Origin of the sequence: Herbidospora solisilvae, from assembly GCF_009901565.1 — a bacterium.
GTDB classification, from domain to species: domain Bacteria; phylum Actinomycetota; class Actinomycetes; order Streptosporangiales; family Streptosporangiaceae; genus Herbidospora; species Herbidospora solisilvae.
Map to the genome: position 1 here is coordinate 67,083 of NZ_WXEW01000009.1, position 11,383 is coordinate 78,465.

General features: G+C 73.0%; 6 protein-coding genes. 5 read left to right on the forward strand and 1 reads right to left on the reverse strand.

Going from position 1 to position 11,383, the window contains the following annotated elements; translation table 11 throughout:
• The first annotated feature begins 129 nt into the window (after positions 1-129).
• Together GT755_RS28920 and GT755_RS28925 are read left to right on the forward strand one after the other, a co-directional pair.
• Positions 130-1,128 carry a hypothetical protein gene (locus GT755_RS28920; protein ID WP_202610646.1) on the forward strand — a complete coding sequence of 333 codons (999 nt, stop codon included), beginning with the start codon at positions 130-132 and terminating at the stop codon, positions 1,126-1,128.
• 541 nt (positions 1,129-1,669) lie between these two features.
• On the forward strand, positions 1,670-2,797 hold the full coding sequence (locus GT755_RS28925; RefSeq protein ID WP_161482749.1) for a hypothetical protein: 1,128 nt from the start codon (positions 1,670-1,672) through the stop codon (positions 2,795-2,797).
• 97 nt (positions 2,798-2,894) lie between these two features.
• Here the strand turns inward: GT755_RS28925 and GT755_RS28930 are convergent, their stop codons facing one another.
• On the reverse strand, positions 2,895-6,146 hold the full coding sequence (locus GT755_RS28930; RefSeq protein ID WP_161482750.1) for a BREX system ATP-binding domain-containing protein: 3,252 nt from the start codon (positions 6,144-6,146) through the stop codon (positions 2,895-2,897).
• A gap of 349 nt (positions 6,147-6,495) precedes the next feature.
• Between GT755_RS28930 and lanL the strand changes: the two genes are divergently transcribed.
• The 3 genes from lanL (at position 6,496) to GT755_RS38760 (ending at position 11,241) form a co-directional block, all read left to right on the forward strand.
• A complete protein-coding gene (gene lanL / locus GT755_RS28935) occupies positions 6,496-9,198 on the forward strand; it encodes a class IV lanthionine synthetase LanL (protein WP_161482751.1) in 2,703 nt (900 codons plus the stop codon).
• Positions 9,195-10,985: a prolyl oligopeptidase family serine peptidase gene (locus tag GT755_RS28940; RefSeq protein WP_161482752.1), complete on the forward strand. Its 1,791-nt coding sequence runs from the start codon at positions 9,195-9,197 to the stop codon at positions 10,983-10,985. Before lanL ends, GT755_RS28940 begins: the two co-directional genes overlap by 4 nt.
• Before the next feature lie 121 nt (positions 10,986-11,106).
• Positions 11,107-11,241, forward strand: a complete 135-nt coding sequence (locus GT755_RS38760; RefSeq protein WP_202610647.1) for an ALQxL family class IV lanthipeptide — start codon at positions 11,107-11,109, stop codon at positions 11,239-11,241.
• The last annotated feature ends 142 nt before the right edge of the window (positions 11,242-11,383 follow it).

The window sequence follows — 11,383 nt, forward strand, 5'->3', positions numbered from 1 at the left end:
TCTCCAAGGGGCCGCTGGCGACGCGTACGGGACCCAAGTGGCAGCCAAGTGACGTCATCCATGCTCTCTCCGAACGATCCCAGGTCACCATGTCCGGAGAGCACTTTGCTGACAATGCCGCCCACACTCATGAAGACGTTCCGATCCTCCCTGGTGTGCTCCTACACCTCGCTCACCAGCGACCGGCGCCCCATCACCTGGCCCGTCACCCCGTACGTCGGCGCGCACGGCACCTTGGACCTCACCACCGGGCTGACCTACCCCGACAAGGCCGAACGCGCCCGCCGGGATCCCCGCGTGGCCCTGCTCTACACCGGGGACACGGCGGGGGACACGGCGGGGGACACGGCGGGGGATACGGTGGTGCTCGTTCAGGGGCGCGCAGCGGTGCGCGACGCCGACCTGCAGGCCAACACCGACCGGTACGTCCGCGAGTCGCTGGCCAGGATCCCGGACGCCTTCGCGGGCATGCCCTGGTTCCTCGTCAAGCGTTTCACCTGGTATTTCGCCCGCATCTACGTCGAGGTGACCCCTGAGCGGCTCATCTGGTGGCCCGACGGCGACCTGTCCCGTACCCCCGAGGTCTGGTCAGCCCCGCCCGGCGGCGACCGGCCGGCTTCGGACCCGGCCCCCACCGGCCGCCGCCTGCCGCGGCGCTCCGCCCCCCCCGAGGACTGGCGTCCTTACGCCGAGCGCGCCCGCAGACTGGGACCACCCGCGGTTTCGATGCTGGTCGACGAGCTGCCCGTGACCGTACCCGTGCGTTCCTTCACCGCCACCCCAGGCGGCTACGAACTGCGCCTGCCCGCGGGGGTGCAGGGTGTGCCGGGCCCGGCCTGCCTCACGTTCCACCGCCACGGTCCGGGCATGCGGTGGCAGGAGAACGTCGTGCTGCTCGGCGACGCCACCGTTACCGACGATCGGCTCCAGGTCACGGTCCAGCGGGCCCTGCCCGACTGGAGCCTTCCGGCCGACCGGCGCGAGCGCACCCGCTCCTTCCTGGGCCACGGCCGCCAGTTGAAGCAGCGGTTGCGTGCCGAGGCGGAGCGCCGGGGCCAGGCGGTCCCGATCGTACGGCGAACCACGGCACAAGACTCGCTCAAGACCGCGTCAAGACCGCTTCCCTAGCTTCTTCGCCTCGAGGCAAGTCACTTCGGACAAGGACCAGGGGAAGCACTGGACCTCGATATTCGCCCGCGGGGCCGCGGCTCGGCCGCCGGCCTCCGCGGTGTGCTGACCGGACCCGCCGCTCCGGTCATCGCAGCGACCGAGCAGACGATGACGTGGTGGAACGAGAGTGGTGCCGTCCACCCGTCGGAGACGAGGCTGTCGGTCTCCTGCCCCAAGGCGGCCATGCCGCACGTCACCGCCATCACGGCCGGCAACCCGCCTCCGTTCAGCCCTCGCGCGGTTCGCGGGCAAGCAGGCGTCCACGGTCCCGTAGAAGGCCGGTTTCAGGATCAGACTGACGCTCACCTGCTCCAGCGCGAAGCCCCGCCACCCGGCCCCATCCGCGCGCCCAACGGTATCCCCGCGCAACGCAGAACCTCGGCCTCCCGCGGTGGGACGGTGATCGCAGCCAGGCGATGAGCGGCCGCTTTCGGCCGTCCAAGTCCGGTCCAAGCGGCAGGCACATCATTGGTGCCCTTGCCAGAGAGAAAGGAATTTCATGAACAGGACAGCGTTGCTGCTGAGCTGCGTAGCGCTCGGCTGGTCGCTGGCCGTCGCTCCTGCTGCCGCCGCCACTCCGGCCAGCGCCGCCGTGAAGGCGACGGTGACCCAGGTCAAGACGGGCCCCGCCAAGACGGCCGGAAAGTGTCCTACTACGGTCGGGTTCTCTGCCGTGGTGACGGCCAGAGGCAGGGGAACGGTGCGGTACCGATGGGTACGCAGCGACGGCAGCAAGGGAGTCGTCCAGAGCGTCCGCGTCAAGGGCACCCGCATGGTGACCGTCAGGGATCGGCAGACGTTCGATCGTGACACGTCCGGCTGGCAGGCCGTCGAGATCATCGGGAAGAAGGGGCTGTCCGGTAAGGCCCCCTTCAACGTCACCTGCGAGGGCCCGATCCAGGTCTGGGACCTCGCGCACCCGCTGCCGCCCGCGCCCGGGAAGCCGCTGGTCGCCACCGCTCACGTGGACGTCACCCCGCCGGTCCACACGGGGCCCTGCCCCACCACCGTGAAGTTCACGGCCACCATCCAGGTCTCCTATGTGCCGGCGACGGTGAACTACCGGTGGATCGACAGCGTCACTGGTGAGGGCCGTACCGAGTCGCTGGTGTTCGCTGTCGGCGGGCCGCGCGTCAAGCAGTTCGCGCTGCCGATGGGCGTGGGCAGCACCACCAGCGGGTGGAAGGCGATCCGGATACTCGACCCCGGCGGCCAGGACTCCGGCCGGGCCGTCTACCAGGTGACCTGCGGGACCGGGCCGTCCCCGTCGCCGACGCCCACGACGCCACCGTGGTTGGTACCGCAGGTGCACATCACCAGCCTCGTTCCAAAGGACTACGAAGGTCCGTGCGCCTATTTCATCGATTACCAGGCCGAAGGCTCTATCGAGCTTCCCGCTGGAGCCGCCCAGACGGTCACGTATTGGTGGACCCTCGATGGCCAGAAATGGGACAATTACCTGATCGCCTTTCCTGCTTCGACCTCTGCCCGCAGGCAGACGGTCTCGCTCACCTGGAAACTCAAGCCCAACGGCAGCGACAGCCTTCCCCTGAGCCTGACGGCCGCGGGCGGGGGCACGCCCTCCACGCAGACCTTCACCATCACCTGCGTCGACGATCCTCAGTGATCTCTGGGCCGCAGTGCCAAGGATGGTTTGAGACGATTTGAAGGGCCGTGATCTGAGCACGATGGTGCTCACGTCACGGCCCGCCGCGCCTCGCTGGTCAACACCACCAGGCGTCGGCGCCCATGGTGGTCGAGATCCTCAGCGCGTGCTCCTCGTGGCGCGCCGCCGCGGCCTGGTCGCCGGTGACGCGGGCGAGCAGGCCGAGGGTCCGGCTCATCGGCCACAGCAGTGAGCTCAGGCCGCTCATGGCGATGCGGTCGGCGTACGGGAGGATCAGCGCGTACAGGTCCGCGCACGCCTGGCGGTCGCAGAGCCGGGACCACAGCTCGCCGCGCACCGCCAGGCGGACGAGCCAGACGAAGTCATCGGGTACGGGCGGCTGGCGGTGCCACGGGCCCAGCAGGTCCCTGGCCTCCTCCTCGTGCCCTCCGAGCAACAGCAGCAGCGCGTGCACGTCGCGGACGAACGCCTCCAGCGGCCCTTCGTACTCGCGCAGGCCCGCCAGCGTGGCGGGGGCGAGGGTGCCGTGGCGGGCCTGGACCAGGGCCAGCGGCAGCCAGCCGCTGAAGGCGTTCTCCTCAGCGCCCCACAGCGAGGTCACCCGGTGCCGCTCCAGGGCCGCCCGGTGGATCCGCTCGGCTTCGGCCGGGTCTCCCCGCATGACGACCACGCTGAGCCGCAGCCAGTCGTAGATCACTTCCACGTACGGCGCGTCCATGCGCGAGACGAAGAGACCTGCCTCGTCCACGAGCGCCAGTCCCTGCTCCGCCTGGCCCGCCTCCAGCCGGGCGGCGACCAGGTAGATCAGTCCCACGGCGCGCAGCTCGTCGTCGCCGGCGCGCTCGCCGAGCCGTACGATCTCTTCGGCCGTTTTGACGCGGTGGCCGACCAGGTCGCGGTTGAGCAAGGCGATGTAGCGGAAGTTCAGTGCCCAGCCCAGCGCGACTGGATCTCCGGTACGCCGCGCGCACTCCACCCCGCGCGCACTGAGCGCGTCACGTTCGGCGGGATCACCGCCCTGCTGGTAGTACAGCTCGACGGCCAGGCAGCCGAGCACCTTGCCGCGGACGGCGTCGTCCAGGCCGGGAAGCCCGGCGATCTCCCGCAGGTCGGCGACCAGGTCCGCGTCGTAGCGGCCGTAGACCTTCCACGGGCACATGACCCGGCCGCCGTACCGGGTGGCCGCGGCGATCCAGCCGGCGCGGTCTCCCGCCTGCTTGGCGAGGCGTCGTACCTGGTCCAGGGCCTCTCTCTGCCCAGCCGTGTCACCGGCGCCGTAGCGGGCGTCGGCCAGCTCCGACAGCAGCTCCACCCGGTCGGCCGGCCGCAGCTCAGGATCGCCCTGCGCCGTCTCCAGCGCCCGGTCCAGCAGGCCGGCGGCCACGTCGTAGGCGCGCAGCCGGAACGCCTGGGCGGCGGCGCGGCGGGCCGAGCGCCAGGCTCGCCCGGCATACCCGGCGGAGGCGCCGAGCAGCCAGTGGTGCGCCGCCGCGGCGGACTCGCCGGCGGACTCCTCCAGCACCTCGGCGACGGCGGCGTGCACACGGGCTCTGCGCGCCGGCGCCATCGAGTGGACCAGCGCCTCCTGGACCAGGGCGTGCGAAAACCGGAATCTGCCCGGCGGCTCGGTGCCCTCGACGATCGTGCCCGCCGCGTCCAGCCCGTCCAGCGCGGCGTCCAGTGTCAGCCCGGCCGCACGCGCCACGACCGGCGCGTCGAACCGCCGGCCCGCGATGGCCGCGACGCGCAACAACTCGACGACGGGCCCTGGCAGGCGTTCGATCCCGGCGAGCACGACGTTCCTGACGCCTCCGGGCACCTTCTGGGGATCGCCGCCCGCGGCGAGGTGGCGTACCAGCTCGGTGACGAAGAAGGGATTGCCGTCGGTGCGTTCGGCCAGCTCGGGCGCGGTGCCGGGGAAGGGCTGCGACGGCATGAGCGCCGCCACGTCCGCCGTGGTCAGCCGCGACGGCTCCAGCCAGAGCGCGCCGACGCGGGCGAACGCCTCGAACACGTCGGCCAGCGCCCCGGTGCCGGGCCGGTGGCCGTGATCACGAGCGGTGGCGACGATGGCGAGCGGGCCCGCGCGGAACGTCTCGGCGAGGTGGCGCAGCAACCGCAGCGACGACACGTCCGCCCACTGCAGATCGTCGAGCACAACGGCCACCGGCCCCCGTTCCACGGCCGCGGACAACACCCGGCCGGCGGCCTGGTAGGTACGGAACCGCGCGCCGTCCGGGTCGGCGGCCGCCGCCGTCTCCGTACCCGGCAGGTGGGCCCGCACCTCGCCCGGCAGTCCGGGCGCCGAGTCCAGGAGCCGATCGAGCACCCCGATCCAGGGCCAGAAGGCCGGTGAGCCCTCCACTGCCGCGCACCGCCCCACGGCCACCACGAAACCGCGCTCCTGCGCCCGCGCCACCGCCTCCTCGGCCAGCCTCGTCTTGCCGATGCCGGCCTCCCCGATGATCATCGCCAGTCCCGGCGTGCCCTCTTGCACGGCCGTGAGCAGTCCGTCGATCGCGGCGAGCTCGCGTTCGCGCCCGACCAGCGCCGGAGGCGCCGCGCTCGCGCGCGGCACGACCGGCGGGCGAAGAGACGGGGATTGACGGAGGATGTCCTGTTCGACCTGACGCAGCTCGTCCCCGGGGTCGAGGCCGAGTTCTTCGGCCAGGACCCGCCGCGCGGCCCGGACCGTGTCCAGGGCGTCGGCCTGGCGGCCCGAACGGTACAGCGCCAGCGCGCGCAGCGCCCACAACCGCTCACGCATCGGATGGTCGCGGGTCAACGCGTCCAGCTCGCCGATGACCTCGGCATGCCTGCCCTGGGCGATGGCCGCGTCCACCCGCAGCTCCCGCGCCCGGTCCCGGGCCTCGAGCAGCCGGGCGCGGGCCGCCGCGACGTGCTCCAGATCCCGCAGATCGGCGTACGGCTCCCCGCGCCACAACGTCAGCGCCGCGGCGGCGGCACGTTCGGCCTCTTCGTGGTCGCCTCCGGCCATGGCCTGCTCCGCCGCCGCCACCAGGGCGAGGAACCGGTGCTCATCGACGTGGCCCGGCTCGACGCGCAGCTCGTAGCCCGCGGGCCCGAGCACGAGGACGCTGCTCGGTGTGCGCGGTGGCCTGCCGGGCTCCAGGACACGGCGCAGATGGGAGACGTAGGTGTAGAGCGAGGCCATCGCCTCCGGCGCCGCGCTCTCGCCCCAGATGCGGTCGACGAGCACGTCGCGCTCGACGGGCCCGCCGACGGCGAGCACCAGCAGGGCCAGGAGCATGCGCTCCTTCGGGGCGGTCAGCACCGCCGGCCGGCCTGCGACCACCACCTCGATCGGCCCCAGTACGCGGACGTCCACACGCCACCCTTCCACCGATCAGCCCTTCGGAGGCGTGCGGCAGGTTGTGGCAGTGGTCCGTCCGGACGCCCGGACTGTCGGCCGGGAACGCGATCTCGTAGGTCTGTCCTGAGGCGCGTGTTCCATGTGGTTCTCCCTCTCGTGGGCGCATCGGCCTTCGTCCCGCGGCAACGGTAGACAAGCGGCTTGAGCTGGGCTGACCAGCGACTTGGACTCGTCCGCCCCGCCTCCCTGCCCGGCCGGGACAAGAACGGCTCAAGCGCCGCCCAAGTGATCGCGACACGATTCCAGCGTGGCCGGAGCCTTCAAGGGCTCTCGCCGTACTTGCAGTAGTAGGAAATGGGGAGATGTGAGCACCGGGGATCGCCACCTGCTGAGGGACATCGCCGAAGCAGTCCTGCGACGCACCGCGGAGGACGCCCCGGCGGCGGAACAGCAGACCGTCGCGGGGTGGCGGGTACGCGTCGACACGCCGTGGACGTACCTGACTCCGGTCGGCTGGGCCAAGCGCGCTCAGGGCTGGAAGTTGCACGTCTCGGCGACGCCGCTGTCGGCTCCGGTGGTGCTGGCGCGGGCGGCGGAGGTGCTGGGCCGGCACCGGTGCTCGTTCAAGTTCGCCTCCACCCTGGAGGAGCTGCGGGGACTGCTGTCGCGCCAGACGAATCGGGGGTCGGTGGGCAAGTTCATCACGGTCTATCCGCCCGACGACGAAGCCGCCGTGACGCTCGCCGAGGAACTGCACACCGCCACCTACGGTCTGCCCGGCCCGCCCGTCCTGTCCGACCGCCTCTACCGGCCGGGCAGCCGGGTGCACTACCGCTTCGGCGGGTTCGCCGCCCCCAGCTCGCTGTCCAACGACGGCACGTACGCCTACCGGCTCACCGCGCCCGACGGCACGACGGTGGCCGATGAGCGCAACGCCTGGTACTCCCCGCCCGCTTGGGCGCGATGCCCGTTCGAGTCGGGCCAGGCCCCGGTGCTCAAGGAGGCGCCGGAAGCGGTGCTGCTGGCCGGCCGGTACGTGGTGCGCGAGGCGATCCGGCACGGTGCCAAGGGCGGCGTGTTCCTGGCCGAGGACCGTACCGAGGGCGGCGAGGTGGTGATCAAGCGGGCGCGCCCGCACGTCGGCATCTTCCTGGACGGTCGTGACGAGAGAGACCAGTTACGTCACGAGGCACGCATGCTGGAGCTGTTCGAGCCGCTGGGCGTCACCGCGCGCAAGGTGGCGCTGTTCGAGCAGGACGACAACGTCTTCCTGGTCCAGGAGCGGCTGGCCGGCACCGTCCTGACCGATTGGCGCCCGGCGGGGGAGCGGCGCGAGGCGGTCCTGCGGCTGGCGCGGCGGCTGACCGAGCTGGTGTCCGCCGTGCACGCGCAGGGGTACGTGCTGCGCGACCTGACACCCAACAACGTCATGATCACCGATGACGGCGACTGCCTGCTGATCGACCTGGAGATGGCCGCGCGCCCCGGCGATCCCGTCAGCCCGGCGTTCACCCCCGGCTACGCCCCGCCCGAGCAGGTCCGGGCCCGCTGGCACACCCCCGCGCCGGGCGTCTCCGCCGACCTGTACGCGCTGGGGGCGACCCTGTTCTACCTGGCGTCGGGCTGCCATCCGACGCTGGCCGACGACCAGCCCGCCGGGGCACGCTCGTGGGAGGCGCGCATCGAGACCCTGGTCACGACGGCCGCCGCGCGGGACCCGCTCGTCACGGCGCTGAGCCCGCTGGTGCTCGGCCTGATGCGGGAGGACCCTGAGCGGCGCTGGGACCTGGGCAGGGTGACGGCCTTCCTGCGGGAGCCGCTGCCGTCCACGGCCCCCGGCCCTCTGCGGCTGGGCGTGCACCAGCAGGAACGGCTGCTGCTCGACGGGCTGACGTACACGCTGAGCACTATGGCGCAGGCCGAGGTCCGCGACCCCGCCCCGCGCGGCCGGCTGTGGCCCGTCACGGGCTTCGGCGCGACCGCCGACCCCTGCGCCGTGCAGCACGGCTCCGCCGGAGTGCTCACCCTGCTCGCCTCGCTGCTGGGCACGGACGGATGGGGAACGGTCCAGCTGGAGGCGTGCCTGCGGGACGCGGCGCGCTGGACGGCCCGGCGGCTGGCCGCTGAGGAACGCCCCTCACCCGGCCTGTTCTTCGGCCGGGCCGGCATCGCCTGGGGCCTGTACGAGGCCGGCCGCGCACTCGACGACCAGTCCTTGCGCGAGACGGGCCTCGACCTGGCGCTGGGCCTGCCGGCCGACTGGCCGAACCCGGACATGTGCCACGGCCTGGCCGGCGTCGGCCTGACCGCGCTGCACCTGTGGCACGCCACCGGCGACGTACGGTTCCGCGACCACGCGCACGCCTGCGCCGACACCCTGCTGCGTGCTGCCCGCCGAACCCCGGACACCGTGTTGTGGCCCATTCCCGACGACTTCGACTCCTCGCTGGCCGGCGCGACACATTACGGCTTCGGGCACGGCGCCGCCGGGATCGGCGCGTACCTGCTGGCCGCCGGGACCGCGCTGGGCAGGCAGGACTGCACAGAGATCGCCGTGGCGGCGGGAGAGATGCTGGTGGCCGCCGCCGAACTCCGCGACGGCGCCGCCAGCTGGCCCATCGGCCCTGGCCAGGAGAGCGGGATGCAGCACTGGTGCAACGGTGCCTCCGGGATCGGCACGTTCCTGATCCGCCTGCACGCCGCCACCGGCGCGCCACGTTTCCGCCAGGCCGCCGAGACCGCGGCGGTCACGGTCCACGGCCAGCGCCTGCGCGTCGGCAACGCCGCCTGCCACGGGCTGGCCGGAGACGGCCAGTTCCTGCTGGACCTGGCCGACGCGCTGGACGATCCCTCCTATCGCGAGCAGGCCGAGGAACTGGCCGCCGTCCTGTGGGCACGCGCGGTCGTCCGCGACGGGCTCCTGGTGGTCCCGGACGAGGGCGGTCGCGAGGCGGCCATCGGCTGGAACACGGGGCTGGCCGGCGTACTGGACTTCCTGCACCGCCTGCGCCACGTCGGCCCACGCCCCTGGTCGGCCGACGCCACGCCCACCGGGAGCCGGGCATGAACGCTTCCCGGATCGTGCCCGCCACCGGGGAAACCGCCGCCGCCCGGGAACATGGTCCTTACCTGGCACGGGTCAACTTCCGCTTCTCCGGCCGCGCTCGTTACGCCGCCTGCCTGACTCACGGCGGCGGCGTCCACGGGATGATCCCGGAGCTGTGGGATCTCACCGGCCCCCGCCCACGCTCCCGGATGTCGCGCTCACGCACCCCCGAACGCCTGTGGACCCTGCCGACCCCTACCCACGACGGCCGCCTGCTGCTGGCCCGCCGCGACCGCGCCGACGCCGTCCGTCTCGTCCTGCTCGATCCGCCCACCGGCGAGGAGCACGAACTCGCCGTCTTCGGACCGCACGTCGTCGCGCTCACGCCCAGCCCCGCACCGGGAACGGCCGCCTGGGCCTTCACCGGCGACGCCGCCGGTCGCGGCACGGTGTGGCGGCTGTCCGGGCAGGCCGAGCCCCCCGAGCTGACGGCCACGCTGCCGCACCCCGTCGTGGGCGGCCTCTGGCTGGACGCGACCGGCCGCCGCCTGACCCTGAGACCCAAACAGCCGCAGGTCGCCCCGCAGGTGCTGGACCTGACGGACGGCACGCTCATGCCGCTGGCCGGGCCGGCCGACGACGAGTACCTGCTGTGGGCCGCCCCGGCCGGGACCCTCCTCACCGCCGCGCATCGCGACGGCGCCTACCGGCTCGGCCTGCGCCATCGCGACGACGCGCAGGCCGCCACGGTCTTCCCCGACCGGCTGAACCTCATCGAAGGCCAGGTGAGACCCCTGGCGCTGGACCCGGCCGGACGCAGGCTGGCCTTGGCGGTCACCCGGGGCGCCCGCTCCCACCTGCTGCTGCACGACCTGATCGAGGACACCTCACGAGAGGTCGGCCTCCCGCCCGGCACGCTCCATGCGCTCGCCCGCTGGACCGAGGCCGGACTGCACCTGCTGCACAACGCCCCGGACCGCCCGCCGTCCGTGCTCACCGTGCCGGAGCCGATCGCCGAGGTCGTGCCCGGAGACAGGCAGGGGGTCCCGGCCTCCGTACGCGCCTGCGCCGGACCCGCCGGAACCATCGAGGCCATCGTCTACGGCGACCCCGCCACCGCCCGCCGGGTGGTGATCGCCCTGCACGGCGGTCCCGAGGCGGCCTGGCACCTGGCCTACGACCCGCTGTTCCAGCGCCTGGCCGGTGCCGGCGTGGCCGTGGTCGCGCCCAACCAGCGTGGCAGCACCGGTTACGGTACCGCCCACCGTGACGCCATCCGCGGCGCGTGGGGCGGCCCCGACCTGGCCGACGTCCTGCACCTGGGGCACGCCCTGGCCGGCGCCCGAGGGCCCGCCGGGTCACGGCCCATGGTGTACGGCGCCAGCTACGGCGCCTACCTGGCCCTGCTGGCCAGCGCCGCCCGGCCCGAGCTGTGGGAACGCGCGGCCGTCGTCGCCCCGTTCCTGTCCGGTCCCGCGCTGTATGCCGACGGCCCGCCCACGGTACGTACCATGATCGACCGGCTCGGCGGCCGGGAGGTGATCTACGACGCGCTCGGCCCACGAGACCTGCTCCGCCTCGGCGACCGCATCCGGCTTCCGCTGCTGATCGTCCACGGCGAACAGGACCCGATCATCCCGGTCACCCACTCCCGCCGCCTGCGCGACCGGCTCCTCCGGGCCGGCCGCCGCGAAGGCGCCGACTTCGTCTACCGGGAGGTGGCCGGCGCCGGTCACGACCCGGTGACCGACGACGTGGACGGCGGCGTGCTCGATCAGCTCGCCGCCTTCCTGACCTCCGGTCCCTGACCTGCCCTTCGTAGCGCGAAGGGCCCCATTGGCCCGGCCGGCGGCACCACGCCGCCGGTCGTTTCCCGGGCCTGCCGCCCACGGCGGACGGCCCTGCCAACCACAAGAGAAAGGCAACACGATGGAACTCGACGTCAACGCCCTGGACCTGCTCCCCGCCCAGCGGGAGTCCGGGCTCATGAAGTGCACCATGAGCTGCGACGTCTCCGCGGTCGAGACCGACCCGGAGACCGGCGCCACCCACGGCCACATGTAATCACCTACCCCACGGCGGGGCGGGCCAGGCAGGCATCCAGCCCCGCCTCGCGGTGATGGCCGCCCTGCCGGGCCGGGCCCGGCAGGGCGCACAGCGCGACGCGCCCCAACGTTCCCCTCGGGGCGCGGCGCGCGCGTCCGCG

Bases quoted from the DNA above. Each gene is read 5' to 3' on its own strand.
- GT755_RS28920 (WP_202610646.1), top strand. From the start codon at position 130: ATGAAGACGTTCCGATCCTCCCTGGTGTGCTCCTACACCTCGCTCACC.
- GT755_RS28925 (WP_161482749.1), top strand. From the start codon at position 1,670: ATGAACAGGACAGCGTTGCTGCTGAGCTGCGTAGCGCTCGGCTGGTCG.
- GT755_RS28940 (WP_161482752.1), top strand. From the start codon at position 9,195: ATGAACGCTTCCCGGATCGTGCCCGCCACCGGGGAAACCGCCGCCGCC.
- GT755_RS38760 (WP_202610647.1), top strand. From the start codon at position 11,107: ATGGAACTCGACGTCAACGCCCTGGACCTGCTCCCCGCCCAGCGGGAG.